This is a genomic window from Agrobacterium bohemicum (genome assembly GCF_002896715.1).
In the GTDB taxonomy this organism is placed as follows: Bacteria; Pseudomonadota; Alphaproteobacteria; order Rhizobiales; family Rhizobiaceae; genus Agrobacterium; species Agrobacterium bohemicum.
The window spans coordinates 76,892-97,349 of record NZ_PGEL01000021.1 but is presented as its reverse complement, the minus strand read 5'-3'; the positions used below and the strand labels follow the sequence as shown (position 1 = coordinate 97,349).

18 protein-coding genes are annotated in these 20,458 nt (G+C 56.5%); 15 read left to right on the top strand and 3 right to left on the bottom strand.

Going from position 1 to position 20,458, the window contains the following annotated elements:
* Positions 1–22 precede the first annotated feature (22 nt).
* The 10 genes from CUC55_RS06810 to CUC55_RS23400 all read left to right on the top strand — a co-directional run bounded on the left by CUC55_RS06810 (position 23) and on the right by CUC55_RS23400 (position 11,303).
* Entirely contained in the window at positions 23–1,411 is a 1,389-nt protein-coding gene (locus CUC55_RS06810) for an amidohydrolase (protein ID WP_425352771.1), read from the top strand.
* 155 nt (positions 1,412–1,566) lie between these two features.
* Complete coding sequence (locus CUC55_RS06805; protein WP_103087363.1) at positions 1,567–3,153, top strand: ABC transporter substrate-binding protein; 1,587 nt, start codon at positions 1,567–1,569, stop codon at positions 3,151–3,153.
* A gap of 62 nt (positions 3,154–3,215) precedes the next feature.
* Positions 3,216–5,078 carry an ABC transporter ATP-binding protein gene (locus CUC55_RS06800; RefSeq protein ID WP_103087362.1) on the top strand — a complete coding sequence of 621 codons (1,863 nt, stop codon included), beginning with the start codon at positions 3,216–3,218 and terminating at the stop codon, positions 5,076–5,078.
* A 52-nt stretch (positions 5,079–5,130) separates the two neighbouring features.
* Positions 5,131–6,621, top strand: coding sequence for a M81 family metallopeptidase (locus tag CUC55_RS06795; protein ID WP_067650117.1), 1,491 nt, complete (start codon positions 5,131–5,133; stop codon positions 6,619–6,621).
* 39 nt (positions 6,622–6,660) lie between these two features.
* Positions 6,661–7,602 carry an ABC transporter permease gene (locus CUC55_RS06790; protein WP_103087361.1) on the top strand — a complete coding sequence of 314 codons (942 nt, stop codon included), beginning with the start codon at positions 6,661–6,663 and terminating at the stop codon, positions 7,600–7,602.
* Positions 7,571–8,473, top strand: a complete 903-nt coding sequence (locus CUC55_RS06785) for an ABC transporter permease (protein WP_425352770.1) — start codon at positions 7,571–7,573, stop codon at positions 8,471–8,473. Before CUC55_RS06790 ends, CUC55_RS06785 begins: the two co-directional genes overlap by 32 nt.
* Positions 8,474–8,534: 61 nt before the next feature.
* Entirely contained in the window at positions 8,535–9,449 is a 915-nt protein-coding gene (locus CUC55_RS06780; RefSeq protein ID WP_067650108.1) for a LysR family transcriptional regulator, read from the top strand.
* Between the two features lie 136 nt (positions 9,450–9,585).
* Positions 9,586–10,104: an ureidoglycolate lyase gene (locus CUC55_RS06775; RefSeq protein WP_067650106.1), complete on the top strand. Its 519-nt coding sequence runs from the start codon at positions 9,586–9,588 to the stop codon at positions 10,102–10,104.
* Positions 10,070–11,113: a pyridoxal phosphate-dependent aminotransferase gene (locus CUC55_RS06770; RefSeq protein ID WP_425352769.1), complete on the top strand. Its 1,044-nt coding sequence runs from the start codon at positions 10,070–10,072 to the stop codon at positions 11,111–11,113. The genes CUC55_RS06775 and CUC55_RS06770 overlap by 35 nt, the downstream gene beginning before the upstream one ends.
* A complete protein-coding gene (locus CUC55_RS23400) occupies positions 11,100–11,303 on the top strand; it encodes an aminotransferase class I/II-fold pyridoxal phosphate-dependent enzyme (RefSeq protein ID WP_342587808.1) in 204 nt (67 codons plus the stop codon). Before CUC55_RS06770 ends, CUC55_RS23400 begins: the two co-directional genes overlap by 14 nt.
* Before the next feature lie 75 nt (positions 11,304–11,378).
* Here CUC55_RS23400 and CUC55_RS06765 read toward each other — a convergent pair whose 3' ends face one another.
* Positions 11,379–11,765 (bottom strand): Rid family detoxifying hydrolase, encoded by a 387-nt coding sequence (locus tag CUC55_RS06765; protein ID WP_067650100.1) that lies wholly within the window; start codon positions 11,763–11,765, stop codon positions 11,379–11,381.
* Between the two features lie 106 nt (positions 11,766–11,871).
* Entirely contained in the window at positions 11,872–13,452 is a 1,581-nt protein-coding gene (locus CUC55_RS06760) for an ABC transporter substrate-binding protein (RefSeq protein WP_067650097.1), read from the bottom strand.
* 127 nt (positions 13,453–13,579) lie between these two features.
* Between CUC55_RS06760 and CUC55_RS06755 the strand changes: the two genes are divergently transcribed.
* The 5 genes from CUC55_RS06755 to CUC55_RS06735 all read left to right on the top strand — a co-directional run bounded on the left by CUC55_RS06755 (position 13,580) and on the right by CUC55_RS06735 (position 19,346).
* Entirely contained in the window at positions 13,580–14,551 is a 972-nt protein-coding gene (locus CUC55_RS06755; protein WP_103087359.1) for a LysR family transcriptional regulator, read from the top strand.
* Between the two features lie 120 nt (positions 14,552–14,671).
* Entirely contained in the window at positions 14,672–15,727 is a 1,056-nt protein-coding gene (locus CUC55_RS06750) for a dipeptidase (RefSeq protein WP_103087358.1), read from the top strand.
* 23 nt (positions 15,728–15,750) lie between these two features.
* A complete protein-coding gene (locus CUC55_RS06745) occupies positions 15,751–17,010 on the top strand; it encodes a D-amino acid dehydrogenase (protein WP_103087357.1) in 1,260 nt (419 codons plus the stop codon).
* A gap of 83 nt (positions 17,011–17,093) precedes the next feature.
* Positions 17,094–18,155, top strand: a complete 1,062-nt coding sequence (locus CUC55_RS06740; protein ID WP_425352768.1) for a LysR family transcriptional regulator — start codon at positions 17,094–17,096, stop codon at positions 18,153–18,155.
* Between the two features lie 129 nt (positions 18,156–18,284).
* Positions 18,285–19,346 carry an MBL fold metallo-hydrolase gene (locus CUC55_RS06735; RefSeq protein ID WP_425352767.1) on the top strand — a complete coding sequence of 354 codons (1,062 nt, stop codon included), beginning with the start codon at positions 18,285–18,287 and terminating at the stop codon, positions 19,344–19,346.
* 358 nt (positions 19,347–19,704) lie between these two features.
* Here the strand turns inward: CUC55_RS06735 and CUC55_RS06730 are convergent, their stop codons facing one another.
* The gene (locus CUC55_RS06730; protein ID WP_067650083.1) at positions 19,705–20,364 is read right to left on the bottom strand and encodes a GntR family transcriptional regulator; all 660 of its coding nucleotides are present in this window, start codon (positions 20,362–20,364) and stop codon (positions 19,705–19,707) included.
* Positions 20,365–20,458 lie beyond the last annotated feature (94 nt).

The following is a 20,458-nucleotide window of genomic DNA, read 5'->3' as shown; positions in this document are numbered from 1 at the left end:
TAATTCGCCTTGAGAAGGAGACATGGGTATGAATGAAATCACAATCGATCTTGCAGGTGTTCTTGCGGCCGTGGACAAGAGAGCGGCTCGTTATTCCCGGCTGGCCGACGAGATCTGGGAATTTGCCGAATTGGGGTTCTCCGAAAGTCGCTCCAGCAAAGCCCAGATGGACGTGCTGGCAGCTGAAGGCTTCAAGATCACGGCGGGCATCGGCGGATTGCCCACTGCCTTTGTCGCGGAACGTGGCAAGGGCAAGCCGGTGATTGGTCTCCTGGGCGAGTTCGATGCTCTGGCGGGGATGAGCCAAGTCGCGGGCTCGGCGAAAGAGGAGTTTCTTCATCCAGGCATGGCCGGCCACGGTTGCGGGCACAACCTGCTTGGCACCGGATCGGCGCTTGCCGCGGCAGCCGCAGCAGAAATACTTGAAGCCATGGGCATTCCAGGCACCATTCGCTACTACGCCTGCCCGGCGGAAGAGGGTGGCGGCGGAAAGGCTTTCATGGCCCGCGCCGGGGTCTTTGACGATCTCGATGCCGCCTTTTCGTGGCATCCGGCCCCAACGTCCTCCGCCCACATGAGCCGGACCAACGCCTTTTTGCAAATACGGGTCATTTTTCGCGGACATGCCTCGCATGCGGCCCTAACGCCGCATCTCGGACGAAGTGCTCTCGATGCCGCCGAACTGATGAATGTCGGCTGCAACTACCTGCGCGAACACATCGAAGATGGCGAGCGTATCCATTACGCCTATCGTGATGCTGGAGGAATTGCCGCAAACGTCGTCCAGTCTAGAACAGAGCTCGCCTACATCGTAAGGTCGCGTACCATCGAAGGTTTGAATGCCCTCGTGGCGCGCGTCGAGCAGGTTGCGCGCGGGGCGGCGATGATGAGCGGATCCCAAGTTGAATTCTCGATCGAATCGGGAATGTCGCCGTATCAACCTAATCTGGCTCTGACCACGATGATGCACGAGCAGTTCATCGCGCTTGGCGCACCTGACTTCGATGAGAAGGATTTGGCAGCGGCAGTCGCGTTCAATGATCCGGATTATCAAGGCAACCGCGCGCTGGACGGCGATATAGCTCCGCTTGCGGATCACGTCGGCAATTCGCTCGGGTCGACAGACGTGGGCGATGTTTCAGTTGTGATCCCGCTGGCGCAGATTTGGGTCGCCAGTTTCGCGCGCAGCACGGCCTTTCATTCGTGGCAACTCGTCTCACAGGGGAAATTGCCGGCTGCACATAAGGGGATGTTCCAGGCTGCGAAGGTTATGACTGCTTCCGTGTTACGCGCAATCAAAGATACTGATTTGCTTGAACAGGCGAAACAGGAACATCGTAACCGCAATGCCGGGGGGGNATACGTCTGCCCGATCCCTGACGAGGTCCTGCCACCACTGCCGCAAGGTTAGTGGCAGTTTTTCCGATAGGATTGGTGTTGCCCAACAGGCAACACCATTGTGTTCCGTTTACGGTTTTACGTCTCAGGCCTTTGTGCTTACGTTAGCTCCAAAGAATAGGCATCGCCCCTATCGAGAGCGATAAGCCAACAACGGGTGGAGCGACGATGACAGGGACGAGACGTGAATTCCTGCAGCACACGGCGGCGTTTGCACTACTTGCATCAAGCGCAAATCGAGCCTCGGCGCAGTCCAGGCCCAATGTGTTGCGGTTTGTCCCTGCCGGAAATCTTTCGTCGATAGATCCGATCGTCACAAGCGGATATCCAATCCGCAATCATGGCTATTTGGTTTATGACACCTTGTTTGCGGAAGACGAAAACTTTGAAATTCAGCCGCAGATGGTGGATAAGGCGGAGGAAGGCGACGACAGCCTCGCCTACACGTTCTCGCTGCGGCCCGGATTGAAATTTCATGACGGCGCACCGGTGCGCGCGCAGGATTGCATCGCGAGCATTAAACGTTGGGGGGNTAAGGATGGCCTCGGACAATCCCTGCTCGAGGCTACGGACAAGCTCGAAGCCGTTGATGACAATACGATCCGCTTCACGTTGAAATCCCCCTTCCCGCTCATCTACGTTGCACTCGGTAAATCTTCCACGCCGGTGTGTTTTATCATGCCCGAGCGCATCGCCGGCGCTACGGACAGCAAAACGCAGATCACTGACGCCACCGGATCCGGCCCGTATCGCTTTCTACCGAACGAGTGGGTACCGGGCAGCAAAGCCGCCTATGAAAGATTCGACGGTTATATTCCTCGCGAGNAAACGCCGAGCGGCATTGCTGGCGGCAAACAGGTCAATTTCGATCGTGTCGAGTGGCTCATTATCCCCGATCAATCAACAGCGGTCGCGGCACTAAAGCGTGGCGAAATCGACTGGTTCGAAAAACCCGATCTCAACCTTGTCGAGCTTTTGAGAGGCGATCCTAATGTCGTGGTCGGCGATTATGATCCCTACCAGGGGACAATGTTGCGCTTCAACCAACAGCAAAAACCCTTCAACAACGTGAAGGTTCGTCAGGCGGTGATGGCCGCCATCAACCAGGAAGACGTACTCGTCGCCATGGTCGGAGAAGGCAATTACGAAGTTTGCAAGTCGTTCTTCTTCTGCGGCACTCCGATGTCTTCGGGCACCGGATCGGACGTGATGAAGGGCGATCTGGAACTGGGCAAAGCCCTTTTAAAGGACGCTGGTTATGCCGGCGAGAAAGTGGTCCTCATTTCGGCCACCGACATCCCGTGGATCTATTCAGCCAGCCTCGTCGTCGAGCAGCTTCTGCGCAATATTGGCATGACGGTCGAAGTCCAGACCATGGATCTTGGTACCTATTTCACGCGTCGAAATTCGACGGAGCCGGTTGAAAAAGGCGGCTGGAGCGCCCTTGTCTCGGGTGCTGGGTCGGTTGATTTCCTCAGCCCGGCGCAACATCTCGCTCTACGCGGCAACGGTCTTGCCGCATGGCCTGGCTGGCCGGATGATGCCAAGCTGGAATCCCTTCGGACGGATTGGATGAAGGCGACATCCCAAGACCAGCGAAAGAAGATAGCAAGTGATGTCGAAGCGCATGCATTTCAGTCGGTACCCTATGTACCACTTGGCCAGCGTTCCCAGATTACCGCTTATCGCAAGACCGTAAGCGGGATTGTAAAGTCGCCTGCCCCGCTCTTTTGGAACGTCCAGAAGACTGCCTGAGGCGGGACAGTTCTCTGCGATACAGGACAGGCGGCGCCCTGCGCGGCCATCCCGACTTATCTATGAAAATTGAGAGGGTATCCGTGGTCGAAACTGTATTATCCGTTCGGGATCTGGAAGTCGCATTTCTGTCGGGGCACGGCCGATCACAGGTGGTTAACGGCATTTCGTTCGACGTCAATCCGGGTGAAACGCTCGCCATCGTCGGCGAAAGCGGCTCCGGCAAAAGCGTGACGAGCCTCGCCATCACACGCCTGCTCGATACCCGATCAAGCGAGGTTAAGGGCCAGATCCTGCTTAATGAGCGCGATCTCACCGTGCTGCCGGAGCGGGAGATGCGCAAGGTACGCGGCGGCGAGATCGGGATGATCTTCCAGGAACCGATGACGAGTCTCAACCCCGTCCTCCCGGTGGGCAGGCAATTGTCGGAAACGCTCGTCTTGCACCGCAAGATGTCGGTCTCCGAAGCACGAGCAGAGACAGTGCGGCTCTTCGACCGCGTCAGCATACCGGCGGCCGCCACTCGTCTGGATGATTTTCCTCACCAGTTTNCAGGCGGCATGCGCCAGCGCGTCATGATCGCCATGGCGCTTGCCTGCCGGCCTAAATTGCTGATCGCCGATGAACCGACCACGGCGTTGGATGTGACGATCCAGGCGGAAATATTGCAATTGCTGCGCCAGTTACAGGCAGAAGAACAGATGTCCATCCTGTTCATCACCCATGACATGGGAGTGGTTGCAGAGATTGCGCATCGAACACTCGTCATGTTTCGAGGCAATTTGGTTGAGCACGGGGACACCGTGGATATTTTCCACGAACCGAAGAACAATTATACGCGTACACTATTAGCGGCGGTGCCGAGGCTTGGATCGATGACAGGCACATCGGAGCCTGCACATTTCGTACTTCCTTTACAGGATCAGCAGGCCCTTCCCCCGCAAACGCCGGAGACTTCTAGCACACGCAAGCTGACAATCGAGAAGGCTGCGACCGTTCTGGAGGTTAGAGACCTGGTCACCCGCTTCGACATCAACAATGGTTTCCTGGGTAGGCTCGGCGGGCGGGTCCACGCGGTCGAAAACATCTCCTTCAACCTGAAGGCAGGCGAGACCTTATCCGTTGTTGGGGAATCCGGATGCGGCAAATCCACGACCGGCCGGTCGATCATGCGGCTCGAGCACCCACTGAGCGGCGAAATCGTCGTCGATGGCCAGGATCTCATGAAATGCTCGGCGGCCGAACTGCGCAAGGCTCGGACGAAGATGCAGATGATCTTCCAAGATCCTTATGCAAGCCTCAATCCTCGAATCCGGATAGGCGATGCCATTGCTGAGCCGATGCTTCTGCACGGAATGACAAGCAGACGCGAATCCAAGGATCGCGTCGCGCAGTTGCTCCGGGAGGTGGGGCTTTNGCCGGATATGATGAGACGGTTCCCACATGAATTCTCAGGCGGCCAGCGTCAACGCATTTCGATCGCACGCGCTCTGGCTGTCCGACCGAAACTCATCATCGCGGATGAGGCAGTGTCGGCGCTTGACGTATCGGTCAAGGCGCAGGTGGTGAACCTGATGCTCGACCTTCAGAAGGGAATGAATTTGTCCTATCTCTTCATCTCCCACGATATGGCGGTGGTAGAACGGATCAGTCATCGTGTCGCCGTGATGTATCTGGGAGAGATTGTCGAAATCGGACCTCGAGCCTCGATCTTCGGCAATCCCACGCATCCCTATACGAAGCGTCTGTTGTCAGCAGTTCCGGTGCCTGAGCCGCGCGAGCGCGGGAAGCGTCCCGCGCCTCCGATCCGCGAACTGCCCTCGCCGATCAGGCCGCCGAACTACATCGCCCCCAAGCGCGAGTATCGGGAGGTCTCGGTCGGCCACGTCTGCCAGGAGTGGGATCGATCTGAGTGGGCACAGTGATTGATGCCTTCTGAGGCAAGTCGTTTAAATTTCAGGTTTGGGAGAGATCCGTTTGAAAGTCTTCATTTCCACTCTCGCGACAGAAACCAACACGTTTTCGCCTTTTCCATCCGTGCGAGAATCGTTCACCACCCGTGAGTATTTTCGCGGCGACGGAGGACTGCGCGCGCCGGTGCTTGGCAACATTCCGTTGATCGAATGGCGTCGTCTGGCGACCTCGGACGGGGATCAGGTGGTAGAAAGCATATGCGCTTTCGCGGCTCCTGCGGGCAAGACGCAACGAACCGCCTATGAAGGATTGCGGGACGAAATCCTGGAGGATCTGCAGAAAGCGTTGCCGGTGGACAAGGTGTTGCTCTTCCTGCATGGCGCCATGGTGGCTGAAGGCTATGACGATTGCGAGGGTGATATCATCGCAAGGGTTCGAGAGACCGTCGGACCATCGGTGCCGATCGGCGTCGAGATAGACCTCCATTGCCACCTGACGGAGCTGATGCGCACCAAGGCGGATATCATTGTCGCCTTCAAAGAATATCCCCATACTGATATCGCCGAAAGGGCGAGAGAGGTCTACGACCTCGTGGGCCGCACGCTCGCAGGAGAAATCAGGCCCGTAATGGCACTGGAAGACTGCCGGATGATCGGCGTCTGGCGTCCGCCGACCGAACCAATGCGATCCTTCGTCACACGCATGTCCGAGGCGGAGGGCCACGACGGAATACTCTCGGTCTCCTTCGGGCACGGCTTTCCATGGGCTGATGTAGCGGACGTTGGGGCTAAAATGCTCGTTGTGGCCGACAACGATATGAAAGCTGCGGTAAAGACCGCCGAGCGATTTCGTCAAGAATTGTGGGATATCCGGGATTTAGCGGCCCAGCGCTACGATACGGTCGAAGAGGCAATCAGTGCCGCTCTCTCGTCCTCTGCGGCACCAATCGTGTTTGCCGATGTCGCAGACAATGCGGGTGCGGGCGCGGCCGCAGACAACACTAATATTCTGCGCGGCTTGATTGATAGAAAAGTGGAAAACGTCGCTATCGGGTGCTTTTGGGACCCCGTTGCTGTTCAGATGTGCCTGGAAACCGGTGTTGGTGGAGAACTCGACCTTCGCGTCGGTGGCAAGATGGGGCCGCAGTCCGGCGACCCGGTGGACCTGCGCGTCACTGTCATGGGCATCAAGCGGGACCATTCACAGCCCGCGCTGAGCGGCGGGCGCATGAGCCTCGGGACCGGGGTGTGGGTAAACGGCGCGGAAATTGACATCGTTCTCACCTCGACCAGACTTCAGACTCATTCGCCCGAGGCCTTCACGGCCCTCGGATGTGAATTGACTGACAAGAAGATAATCGTGGTCAAGTCGATGCAGCATTTCCTGACTGGCTTTGGACCTCTGGCTGCGGAGGTCCGTTACGTGGATGCCGGCGGATCGGCCTCGACAAAGTTCGCAACCCTCCCTTACTCGAAGAAACGCCAGCCCTACTGGCCAGCCTCTCTCGACCCGTTTCAGGCAAATGCCGGCTATTCCCAAGAGGAGGTCAGATAAAATGGTTGAAGTAAGCGAACCGAACTCAGGAGCGAGCCGATGATATCCTTCCTTGCACGGCGGATTCTCGCCGCTCTTCCGGTCATGTTTCTCGTTGCGCTAATCGCATTTTCTTTGCTTTATTTCGCTCCCGGCGATCCGGCTGCGGTTATCGCGGGGGACATGGCGCAGCCCGCCGACATCGAGGCAATTCGGGAAACGCTCGGTCTCAATCAACCTTTCCACGTGCGGCTCGGTATCTTTCTCTGGAATACTTTCCGAGGAGATCTGGGAATTTCAATTTTCTCCCACAAGCCCGTGACCGCGTTGATTGCGCAGCGCCTTGAGCCGACCTTGTCGTTGGCAGTCCTGACGATCATCATATCGATAGCGGTCGCGGTTCCGCTCGGCACGCTTGCCGCATGGCGGGCCAGAGGCCTAATTGACCGGATAGCAATGGCAATTGGGATTTKGGGNTTTTCGGTTCCGGTATTCATCATCGCCTATCTGATGATCTGGTTCCTCTCGGTCAAACTCGCCTGGTTTCCGGTTCAAGGCTACACGCCGTTGGCAACGAGCTGGTCGGGTTGGTTTTACAATCTTATCCTTCCAGCGCTTTCGCTAAGCACGGTCTATATTGCTCTGATCACGCGCATCACGCGAGCGAGCGTTATTGAGGTGCTTTCGCAGGATTATATTCGCACCGCCCGTTCCAAAGGACTGAGTGAACATGTCGTGTTATTGCGCCATGCCTTGAGAAATGCCGCAGTCCCCATCGCCACGATCGTGGGAATTGGTATTGCGCTGCTGATGGGCGGCGTGGTTGTCACCGAGACAGTGTTCGCTATTCCTGGTCTCGGCCGACTACTGGTCGATGCAATCCTGCAACGCGATTATCCGGTTATCCAGGGCGTGCTCATTCTACTGTCGGCGATCTACGTAGCGGTAAATCTCCTGGTGGACATCAGCTATGCCATTTTCGATCCCAGAATCAGAAACTGATCCCATGACTGTAATCCTAGAAAACACACCCTCACGCTATGCGCTCTGGAATCGATTTGTGCACCAGAATCTATCCGTAGTCGTCGGCGGCATTTTGCTTTNGAGCGTGATCCTGATCGCTCTTGTCGGACCGATTATCTACACGGTTGACCCAAATGCTATTTCCCCGCTGAGGAGATTGAAGCCCCCGTCCTCACTTTATTGGTTCGGCACCGATGCGCTTGGTCGCGATCTTTTCGCCCGCGTGATTGCAGGTGGTCGTGTTTCCCTGCTCGTCGGGGTGTCCGTATCCGTGTTGTCGCTCGCATGCGGAATCCTTCTCGGCCTCGTATCGGGTTTCTTCAGGTCGGTGGATGCCATTATGAGTCGTGTCCTCGAAGCCTTCATGGCAATACCGGCCGTTCTCTTGGCCATCGCCCTGATGGCGCTGACGACAGCCAGCGTCGGCAACGTCATCATCGCATTGACGATTTCGGAGATACCGCGGGTCACCCGTCTGATGCGTTCCGTCGTCTTCACTTTGCGCGGCCAGCCTTTCGTTGAAGCGGCAATAGCGTCAGGTGCTCCGATCCACCACATCCTTTNCAGGCATATCCTGCCCAACACTCTGGCCCCGCTGATAGTTCAGGGAACCTTCATCTGTGGTTCCGCCATTATCGTCGAGTCGATCCTGAGCTTCATCGGCGCAGGCACGCCATCGTCTATCCCGACATGGGGCAATATCATCGCTGACGGGCGGACGTTCTTCCAGATCTATCCCCATATGATCTTCTTTCCCGCCGTGTTCCTGTCGATCACCGTGCTAAGCATCAATCTCATAGGCGACGGATTGCGGGATTATTTGGATCCGCGCATGTCGCGGAATATTTAAACGGACTGGACGGCCCCGGAGAAGCTCCGGCGCTTTGTCTCGAAAGGATGTTGGCGAGAGAATGCGGGAACTCAATGAGCGCCGACTACGCTATTTCTACAATGTTGCGCTGCATGGCTCCATCCGCCGGGCAGCCGATGAGTTGAACACCGCCCCTTCAGTCGTGACGCGGCAGTTAAAACTGCTTGAGGAGGAGATGGGCGTCAAGCTGTTTGAGCGCGACGTCTCTGGCAGTAAACCGACTGATGCCGCACAGTTCCTGCTCGACTACTGGCATTCTTCCCGTTCGCTTATGGAGATCCTCGAAGAGCGTATCGCTGAGACCCGGGCGCTCAAGCGCGGAAAGGTTTATATCTCAGTTTCTGAGGGGTTCCTGGTTGATTTTGTCGACAATGTCGTCAAGCCATTCAACAGGGACTTTCCCAAAATAGAGCTTTCGGTGAACGTGCTTTCAGTCGGAGACATCGTAGATCAGGTCGCGTCGGATATCGCGCATCTCGGAATTGTCTATAACCCTCCGAAGGTCAGCTATATCCGCTCGTTCCTGCATGTCGATGTGCCTATCAAGCTTTTTGTCAGCAATGATCACGAACTCGCCAAAACAACCGAGCCAATCACGCTGGCCCGCGCCCTGTCGTACCCAATCGCTAAAATGCCGAACAATTTCGGGCTTGGTCGCACCACTGAACTTCTGGCCGATTCAAAGCGCATTCCTCTGAACGTCGTGTTCTCCTCGAATTCCTCCCGAGCCATCGCCCACTTCATCTGCAACGGCACGGCCGTTGCGTTTCTTGGTCCGCGCTATGTCGCGGCCGAGTTCGGTAGTGGTGAATTGAAAGCGCTCGAGATTGACCATCCGTTGCTGACCGAAAACCAGGCGAATGTCATTGCGCGATCTGGCCGGACGCCGACAAAGGCGATGACCACGATGATCGATTATATTCGACGACATTCCAAAATCTTCGGTCGATGTTGAACCCACCGGAGGCAGTGCCCATAGGGCAACATGCTGGCGTAACGTTTGCGCATATCGTCGCCACCTGCCGCTTGCTACCTTCCCGGTTGGGACCGGTCCNATCCGGAACCCGATACAATTTCGAGGAGGTAAACACGTGACGTCAGGGCATGGCATTGAAATCGAAACGTTGACACCGGAGGCATTCGCGCCTTTCGGACGTGTCTTTCACCCGCACGAGATCCCGGACTTCGACTTGCCGACGAAAAGTGTTCACAGATTCCCTTGGCAGTGCGACGGGCCGCTCATTCTGCAACTCATCAGCTTCAAGCCGCAGCCCTTCAAGGTCCATAAGATCGAGAGACACTTCCATGTAACAGAATCCCGCATGCATATCGGTGGATCTCCCACGGTGATTGTTGTAAGCGAGCCGGCGGAAGAGGTGCCTACGCCGGCGAAGTTGCGGGCATTTCGCCTCGATCGCCAAGGCATTATGTTTAAGCTGGGCACCTGGCATGCGGTCGATGCCTACCCCCTGGGAAACGAACCGGGACTATTCCTCTTCCTTTCGGATAAGGAGACGCAGAGCGAGCTCTTCGACAATCCAGTTGCCGAACCGAAGCGAAGCATCATCCGAACATATGACGAAAATCCGCCGGAAATTTTGGTGGACTGATATGAACGACCGCTCTCCATTTTCCCGTGCAGACCGGCTCCTCGGGATCGAGGTGTCGGGTATCGTGCGGATTTCGGAAGCCGCCGCACTGTTGAGGGCAGAAGGAAAACACGTCATTGATCTGGGGGTCGGCGAGCCTGACTTCCCTACTCCTGAACATGTCGTGGACGCAGCGTTTCAAGCGGCACGAAACGGCAAGACGCGTTACACCGCCAATTCGGGCACCCCAGAATTGCGCGCCGCTATCGGGAAGCGCCACGACGCAACCGAAANGGAAGTGCTCGTCAGTACGGGAGCGAAGCAGGTCATTTNCAATGCCTTAATGGCAACGTTGAATGTTGGTGACGAGGTTATTTTCGCAGCGCCTTTTTGGACCACGTACATGGACATGGTGCAGATCGTCGGCGGCCGCGCGGTGGTGGTGCAGACCGCAGACACGGGATTGAAGATCACCCNGGAACAGCTCGAGAACGCGATTACAAAACGAACTCGTTGGCTGCTGCTCAACAATCCCGGCAATCCCTCAGGAGCTGTTTATCGGCCGGATGAACTGGTTGCGCTGGCGGATGTCTTGAGACGTCATCCGCAGATCGCCGTTATGAGTGACGAAATCTATCGCGAGATCAGCTACGCTCCTTTNGTCAGCTTGCGCGACGCAGCTCCCGACCTCAGGGAANGGATGCTCGTCGTTGATGGAGCATCAAAAGCCTATGCCATGACCGGCTGGCGTATGGGTTGGGGCGTCGGTCCGCAGTCCCTGATCGGAAACATGGCGATCGTTCAGGGTCAATCGACATCATGCGCGTCGTCGATCTCGCAGGCGGCCGTGCTTGCAGCTCTGACCGGCCCGGACGATTACCTTGCCGAGCGGTGTCGTTCGTTTCGGGATCGCTCGCTGTTTCTTATCGAGAAGCTGCGGGCTACCCGACTATTTGACTGCGCTGCGCCGGACGGCGCCTTTTNATCTTTTCCCGCGCTGTGCACGTGCTTTGGGTATGAAGCAGCCTGATGGCAAGGTCATCGCAACCGACGACGATGTCAGTCGCTACCTGATGCAGGAGGCGCACGTGGCCGTCGTGCCGGGTGGGTTGTTCGGCAGTCCCGGACATTTGAGGATATCCTACGCGTTAAAACAGGATGAATTGGCAGATGCCTGCCGGCGGATTGCTGAGGCGTGCGGAAGGCTTACGCCCTTTTAAAAGCGGCCTCTCGGTGTTGATGGTCCGATCTGAGGGCGCCGGAATTTCAGATTTCGGCGCCCACATTACCATCGTTCAGATGATTGCGATGACAGCCTCGACCTCGATCTGGGCATTCAACGGCAACGCGCCTACCTGATAGGTCGCCCGGGCAGGATAAGGTGCGGTAAACATCTGGCCATATGCGGCATTTATGTCCGCAAATCGCGAAAGGTCGGTAACGAGCACCGTCGTCTTGAGACAATGTGCCATGGATGTGCCGGCAGCTTCGGCAATCGCCTGGATGTTTGTCAGGCATTGCTTGACCTGTTCGGCAGGATCATCGGAGGAAATCTTGCCGGTCAATGGATCGATCGGTAACTGCCCCGACACAAAGAGTAGCCCGCCGTGAACTCTGGCTTGCGAATAGGGACCAATGGCGGCAGGCGCCCGATCCGTTGTAATGACGTTTGAATTGGACAAAGATGACTCCCATGCAGATTATGCGTATGCAGCTTGCAACACGAACGAAATTGAGGAGGGCCGGGCTCTGCTTCCTGCCCGGCCATCCCGAAGAACTGCTATCGGCTCAAGCTTTCTGCAGGTTCCAGGCGATCGGGATCGGCGCCTTCAGCATGCCAGTAATCGTTTTGCGTCTGGCTGAAGGCGTTTTGAATTGGCCGAGCGGCACGAATGGCACGGTCGCGAAGGTTCGCATTTCGATCTTTCGTGCGACGGAAGCCCTCACATCGTCCGTTCCTGCCTGAATCCAGTCGAAACGCAGTGCTTCAAGATCCGGATCTGTTGGCCAGCCCGGCCAAGTCGTCTTGCCGGTGGCCTGAAGTCCGAGATGAGTTGATGGATCAAGAATATCCGTGACGCTCCAGCCCGCATGGAAGATCGACCAGCCACCCTTGTCAACCGTATCCATGTTGGTTCGCCGGGTATAGAACGTGCCCAGATCCATCGCTTGGAGCTCGACATTCATACCGAGGCTCTTGAGAAGAGCTTCGGTGACCAGATTAGCGTTGTACAGCCACACAAGGTCGGTGGGTGCGAGCAACACGATCTTCTCGCCGTTATAACCGGCCTCCTTGATCAACTGAGCCGCTGTCTCGACATTGCCGGTCATTGCCTCGCCACCAGCGCCGGTGGATGACGGCGTGCCGCAGAAGAACATCGACTTGCATTCGTTGTAGAGAGCCGGATCACCTGCTTCCGCCGCAAGATAATCCAGTTGACTGACCGCCATCATGATCGCCTGGCGTATCTTCACGTTGTCGAAGGGGGGATGAAGATGGTTGAAGCGGATGCAGGTTACGTACCCGAAGTCATCGAAAGGCGTCAGGTCGATCTGCGATTCATTCTGAAGCAGTGGCAGGAGATTGGTGTCCGGGTTGTGATACCAGTCTATCTCTCCGCGAACGGCCGCGGCCGTCGCGGTCGCGGCATCCGGAATGATGTGCCACTCATATCGGTCGATATAGACCTTCTTGCCGCCGGTCGTGCCGCTTGGTTGCTCGTTGCGCGGAACGTAGCCGTCGAATTTCGCATAGACGGCGCGGTTGCCAGGCACCCACTCATCTGCCACGAACCGGAAGGGACCGGATCCGATTGCCTCGGTGATCGACGTGTTCGCATCCGTGTTGGCAATCCGCTCTGGCATAATGAAAGGCGCAGGTCCTCCAACCTTGCCGAGTGCTTCTGGCACGAGACCGAAGGATGACTTGAAGCGGAACCGCATGGTCTTGTCGTCGACCGCCGATACCTCGTCGGCGAGTGTGAACATCCGCTGACCCAAAGGGTCCTTCTGGCCCCAGCGCCGCAGGCTTGCAACGCAATCCGTCGCACGGACGGGCTCGCCGTCGTGAAACTTCAGGCCGTCCCTTAGCTTGATCGTCCAGTCTTTCTTGTCCGCCGAAGCTTCAAAGCCATCCGCCATTTGTGGCTTGGCTTTCAGATTGGCATCTAGGCCGAATAGGGTATCGTATATTTGATAACCGTGATTGCGGATTGGTTGTCCCGAAGTCACGATTGGGTCGATACCAGACAGATTGGAAATTGGGATAACCTTGATAACCCGTCCTTCCGCGCGGGAAATCGATGGCGCGCCCATCACTGCGGCACTAGCCGTGCCGGCGGCGGCTTTCAAAAACGTTCTTCTCTTCATGTCGTCCTCCCCATTGCATCCTCGCCTTACTGCAGCGAACCGCTGCTCTTGCGTGTCCGATCCCGTTTCTGCGGGAACGACAATTGACACGGATGGCAGAGTGCATCTTCTTTAGCGTACGAAAANGATGCAATGCATCTTTCGCATCGTTGCTTTCAGAGCAACAACGGGAGCGACAATGAGAGATATTCATCCGCAGCGGCTTCGATATTTTTACGAGGTGACCGTCAGTGGCTCGATCAGGGNCGCGGCTGAACGCTTGAATACGGCGCCCTCAGTGATCACACGCCAAATCCGGCTGCTGGAAGATGAGCTCGGAGCCAAGCTTTTCGAGCGTAGCATTGCCGGCAGTGTTCCGACGGAAGCCGCGCTCGAAGTGCTCAGATATTGGAAGGCTTCACGGCTGCAACTCGAGGACCTCGAGCAGAAANTCAGCGAAATTGGTAATCTCAGTCGCGGTCACGTCCGAATTGCCGTCGGCGAAGGGTTCGCCCCCGGCTTGCAGCAGGAGGTCATCCTGCCGTTTACAGCATTGCACCCCAATATACATTTCACAGTCGAGGCTCTTGGGGTCGCAGACATTCTAGAGGCGGTCGCGGACGGCATCTGTCATCTAGGGATAGCATTCAACGCTCCAGCATCTCATCGGGTGACCTCACTTGCAGAGGTGGACGTCCCGCTACGGCTGCTGGTAAGGCCTCAGCACCCTCTCGCGNCCGCGGCAGCACAAGGACCGCTGACAGTTCGCAAAGCATTTTCCTATCCTCTCGCGCTCCTCACGACATCCTACGGTATCCGAAAGATCCTCGATCACATTGCTTATTCAGAAGAAGAGCAAATGATCGCCTCTATGACCACCAATAATCTGCGAATGCTGATTGACCAGGCCTTGCAAACGAATGTCGGAACGTTTCTGGATCCCTTTCATGTCGCAGACTATCTGGACGATGGCCGACTGGTCGCGCTCAAGGTCGACCATCCTTNGCTGGAATCTGGCAAAGCCTCAATGCTAGTGCGGTCCGGGCAGGTTCTTCCGAGACCGGCAAAGGAAGTGATCGACTGGATCCTGGGCAGATCTCGAGTTTTCGCTCAACGCTGACCCGTTCTAATTTGAGCAACAACCCGCAGCTCCTTTTACCGCTATGACAAANGATTGCTTTGGCGAACTTACCGGCAGTCGGCGCCGTGATCGTATTGCGCCTGTATTGGAGGCAATGATATGTCCGGTGATATCCCCGTTTTCGACGGTCATAACGACATTCTGCTGAAGCTCTATCGCAACCGGCACGACGATCCCGTCGATGCCTTTATCCAGGGCCGTGACAGTTTCCATATTGACCTGCCCAAGGCTCGTGCCGGCGGACTGTTCGGAGGGCTTTTTGCGCTCTACTCGCCCTCCAGCGACAACATCTCATTCGACGGGATGAAGGATGGACGGTATCAGATCCCGATGCCCACGCCTATGGATGCTAGCGGGGGNCGACCGCCAATCCTTGCGAAACTAGCCATTCTTCTTCGTATCGAACGCGAATCGCACGGTGCTGTCGTCCGTTGCACCTCCACCCGGGATATTCATGCGGCCCGCGATCGAGGCGCGCTGGCGGTCGTTGTCCACCTTGAGGGAGCCGAAGCGATCGACCCTGACCTCGAGTTCCTGGAGGTCCTCTATGCCTGCGGCCTGCGTTCGCTCGGGCCCGTCTGGAGCCGCAACAACGTATTTGGTCATGGCGTGCCGTTCCACTTTCCGGGCTCACCCGATATGGGGCCCGGCTTGACGGATAATGGCAAGCGCTTGATCGAAGCCTGCAACCGGATGAAAATTGTCGTCGATCTCTCACATATTACGGAAAAGGGGTTCTGGGATGTGGCGCGCCTATCAACCGCGCCCNTGGTCGCGACCCATTCAAATGCTCACGCGCTTTGCCCTTCGCCGCGCAACCTCACAGACAGACAGTTGGATGCCATCCGCGATACCGGCGGGATGGTCGGACTGAATTTCGCGACCTGTTTCCTGCGTTCCGATGGCGAAATGCGCAGCGATACCCCGGTGGATTTGATGGTTGAGCAACTGGATTATCTGATCGAGCGGCTCGGCGAGGATCATGTCGGCCTTGGTTCAGACTTCGACGGTGCGGCGATACCCGAGGCGGTTGGCTCCAGCGCCGGCCTGCCGGTGCTGATCGATGCATTACGCACTAGGGGGCACTCGGACGCTCTCTTGCGCAAANTCGGCTCGGAGAACTGGCTGTCGCTTTTGGCGCGCACCATCGATTGAAACCNGGCCGGAGAATCAACACAATGAAGGTCGTTGTTTTGGGCGCCGGAATTATCGGCGTGACATCGGCGTACGAGCTGGCGAAAGCCGGACACGAGGTCACGGTCATTGATCGGCAGAAAGGCCCAGCGCTGGAAACAAGTTTCGCAAATGCCGGCGAGATTTCGTTCGGTTATTGCTCGCCATGGGCTGCGCCCGGAATCCCCTTGAAGGTCATGAAATGGCTCTTCATGAAACATGCGCCACTGATCCTTCGCCCAAAACTCGACACGTCGATGCTTACGTGGATGGCCAGGATGTTGACGAATTGCACGGCAGATCGCTATGCAATGAACAAGAGCCGCATGCTGCAGCTTTCCGACTATAGCCGCAAGGCCCTAGCCGCTATCCGCCAGGAAACCGGAATAGCCTACGATGAGCGCATGCGGGGCACGCTGCAGCTTTTTCGCACGCAACAGCAGTTGGACGCTTCGGGGAAGGACGCAGAAGCCTTGGCCGCCGACGGGATACCCTATGAAATGGTCGACCCNGACGGCTGTGTCCGGGCCGAGCCTGCACTTGCCAGGGTCAGACAGAAGTTCGTAGGTGGCCTCCTGACGCCGAACGACGAGACGGGCGATTGTTTCAAATTCACAAACGCGCTTTCCGCCAAATGCCGGGAACTTGGCGTGGGTTTCACCTTTGACACGACCATAACGGGGCTGGATATCGAGTCGGGCCGAGCAAGGGGCGTGTTTTTGGTGGGACAAGAGCGTGTCGATGCAGATGCTGTGATTGTTGCGCTGGGCAGTTACTCACCGCTCTTGCTTCGGCCTTATGGCATCGCCTTACCGGTGTATCCTGTAAAAGGCTATTCGCTTACCGTTCCGATCGTCGATCCACTCCAATCCCCGGAATCGACTGTTATGGACGAGACCTACAAGATTGCCATCACCCGTTTGGGGGACCGCATCCGGGTCGGCGGCATGGCCGAGATTTCCGGCTACAACGGCACTTTGTGTCCGGCGCGTCGCCTAACTCTGGAGCATTCTGTCACAGACCTGTTCCCTGGCGGCGACATGGGCAAAGCAACGTTTNGGTCGGGNCTGAGGCCGATGACCCCNGACGGCACGCCAATAATTGGCGCGACAAATATCGACGGCCTTTTCTTGAACACCGGTCACGGCACGTTGGGCTGGACAATGAGCACCGGCTCCGCGCGTTTGATCGCCGCGATCGTTGACGGTCGCGAACCGGAGATTGGTGCAAGACAATTCAGTTTGAACCGGTATGAGTCTAGTTGACCTCAGCAAATTTCGATTAAAACGTCCGCCTCCGTCTTTGCAGGCGATGCGAGCAAAAAAANGGCCCGCACCGAACAGCGCACATGATATTTATTAGCGTGATGATCGCGCTTCCGGATACGCGTAGTTCCCGAAAAGTACATATACGGCGTCATCTTTCATCTTGGAAGCGAACCACACAATCCACTACGATAGTCATGATCAGAGTAGAAGGTCGGAGAACAGATTTGGTTGAGCGTGTGGGAGAACTCGATGTTGGTCTTTTGCTCGCACTTGATGCATTATTGCGAGATGGAAACGTCACTCATGCGGCGGCTAGGCTGAATATCACTCAGTCTGCTTTGTCGGGCCGGCTAAACAAGCTTCGGCACATCCTGAATGACCCGCTTTTTCTTCCAGCGTCGAAGGGACGGGGCGTGACAGCGACGCCGCATGCTTTNGCATTAAAGCCGGAGTTGGATCAACTTCTCGATCGTTTCAAGCAGTTTTCTCAAAAAGCTTACGTATTCGACCCCTCCTCAAGCGACCGGACATTCAAANTCGCAGCTTCGGATAATCCTGCGGGAATTATCGCTCCTGACCTGCTTCCCCACATTCACAAAAGATCGCCCGGTGTCAAGATTGCCTTCATCTTTCCGGACAGGGCGATGATTGGCGAGCATTTGGAGCGCGGTGACGTCGATCTTTACATCGGCGCAGCAANTGATGCGCCGCAAGATCTGATCGGCCGCAAGCTGTTCGATGACGAACTCGTAACGGCTCAACGGATCGGTCATCCTCGTGGGAACGGCTCTCTCTCCCTCGACGAATTCTGCTCCCTCGACCATCTGTTGATTTCGTCTCGTGGCGGTATGTTCGAGGGGGTCATCGATGGAGTTCTGGCTGAGCACGGTCGAAGGCGACGGGTCGCAGTGTCCGTTCAAAGCTATGCGCTGGCTCCTCTGATCGTCGCTTCGACCGACTGCCTTTGCACGCTGCCTAAACGTTTGCTAGGGCGCTTCGTCCACAGCCTCGACCTTTTCGAGCCACCGATCGAACTGGGGACGTTCGCGTTGAAATACTTTTGGCATCCGAGGATGTCAGCGGACCCCGCTCATCAATGGCTGCGTTCCATGGTTGTGGAAGCCGCTCTAGGAAACGCCTGAGACCACACTTAGACATCGGCGATAACGATACGTCGCATTGCTCATCGCGATTGGTCTTTCAGACCCTGAAATGGCACTTTCCAGACGGCCCGGGGAGTCGACCCGTTCACACGGACGCGATCGCTCGCGTTGCACTGCATCTACGGTGCGGCGCGTCCCNGGCCGCCGGGTCCAACTGAGGATCTCTCGTTTACCAAANGGATAAGAATCTTGAAAAATACACGATCTCTCCTGTTCTCGACCGCTGTTGCACTCTCAGTAGGCCTATCAGCGCGTACATTCGCATCGAGCGAGGCGCCTGCCGTTGAGAGCTATCAGCAAGTCACCAACAGCTACTCTTTCCCCCTCGGCGATTTCCGGATCACAGCTCTTTCGGATGGAACCGTTCCTCAGGATCTCTACAAACTCCTTATCGGAACATCTCACTCCCATACCGACCATTTGCTCGACAGAGAATTCCTGGAAANTCCAGTTGAGGCGTCGATCAATGCATTTCTAATCCAAAGCGCCGACCATACCATCCTTGTCGATACAGGCTCCGGCGAGCTCTTTGGGCCGGGGTATGGTGGCAAGCTCTTAGACAGCCTCGCGAGCGTCGGCCTGAAACCTCAGGACGTGACCGAGATTCTCATCACGCATATCCACACGGACCACACCGGTGGTCTAGTTCGCGATGGCCAGCCGGCATTTCCGAACGCCACAGTGTACGTGGGCGCACCGGATCTGAAATTCTTTCTCGATCCATCAAATGCCCAGAAGACAGGATATGCGGAACAGTATTTTGACGAGGCCGCAAAANCCATCGGTGTCTACGAAAACCTTGCGAAAGTGAAGACGTTTGGCGAAGGCGAAACCATTCTGCCCGGTATAAAGACTTCGCTACACCCGGGTCACACTCCGGGCAGCGCTTTCTTCACCGTTAGCAGTAGGGACCAATCGATGACCTTCATCGGTGACGTCATTCACGTTGCAGCGGTCCAGTTTCCTGACCCGAACGTGACAATTGTCTACGACGTGAAGCCGGAAGACGCCGCGTCGGTCCGCAAGGAGACATTCGGCGATCTGGCCAAGCGCCGCGAGCTCGTCGCCGCGCCTCATCTGCCGTTCCCTGGCGTCGGCTACGTGCGCGCTGAAGGAGCGGGATCGTTTTCTTGGCACCCACTTGAATATCGGAACCGCGCGAGCCGATAGGCTGAAAGCGTTCCGCCCAGTTCGTCCGCTGCACCTCAGCCTATGACATCATCGTATTAGTTAGTCAGTGTGAAACGGCGCAGGAGTAGCAGCCCTGCGCCGCATCCAATGGGCTTGTAAGGATGGACATGAGAGGGCCAGAAAAAGGGCCGACCGGGCGCAATGTGCCCCCCCCCCNGCTAACCTAATCATCGGCAATCTTGAATCGCGTTCGTGCCAGTTTTCTTTTTCACTTACATCGGACCCGAATTCATTCGACGACCGTTGTGTCGCGAAAGATCTGAAGGTAACTCGGACGGTTTGGCGACCCGAAGTCCCGGATGGGAAAGCGATGATACTCCGAAGACCCAGTGGAAAACTACAAAGCAACGTTGGTTCTCAAGGTCTTATATGTGAAGTCAGTCAGGTAATCGTTGAGTGCCAAGGAAGCTGTAACTGCAGCTTCCTCGTCACCGGCCGCCACAGCGAGAAGCGTTGTCCGATGAAGAGTCGAAGCTCGTTTTAGCTCCACGTCAGGATCATTGATGTTGGCAAACCAAAACCGTCTCGACAAACCCTGCAATGGGGCCATTGAGAGCTGAAGGTATTCATTTTGCGCCGCCTCGACGATGATTTTATGGACTTGCTTTAATTGGCCACCGAAAGCGATCATGTCCCCGGCCCCAGTTAACCGCTCCAGCTCAACTGAAAGAGCCGACATAGCCTGTTTTTGCACCGGCGTGGCCCGAAGGCAGGCCCATTTCACGGCGAGTTCCTCCACCGTCCGACGCACGGCCAACAGCTTAAATTGAGCTTCAACTGATATGGGCGGGACAATAATACCTCGTCGCGGGTGAACCTCGACCATCCTCTCCCATGACAGGCGCTGCAGTGCAGACCTGACAGGATGCCGACCCAGAGCGGTCAACTCCATGAGAGTGCCTTCTGACACCATACTCCCGGGCTTAATCTCCTGAAATGTGATCATCCGCTCAAGTAGATCATAAGCGTGGTCCGCTTTGCTGATGTCATTCGTCATTCACTTCTCCGGATTCACGTCGCGATTAGGTTGTTATGGACGTAACAGATTCGGCATTCTTGCTCCATCTCACGACCACAACCGGCTGGTCCGA

What these genes read in the sequence shown, in the direction of transcription:
- CUC55_RS06780 (WP_067650108.1), top strand. Translation starts at nt 8,535, where the DNA reads ATGCGGGAACTCAATGAGCGCCGACTACGCTATTTCTACAATGTTGCG.
- CUC55_RS23400 (WP_342587808.1), top strand. Translation starts at nt 11,100, where the DNA reads ATGAAGCAGCCTGATGGCAAGGTCATCGCAACCGACGACGATGTCAGT.
- CUC55_RS06760 (WP_067650097.1), bottom strand. Translation starts at nt 13,452, where the DNA reads ATGAAGAGAAGAACGTTTTTGAAAGCCGCCGCCGGCACGGCTAGTGCC.
- CUC55_RS06730 (WP_067650083.1), bottom strand. Translation starts at nt 20,364, where the DNA reads ATGACGAATGACATCAGCAAAGCGGACCACGCTTATGATCTACTTGAG.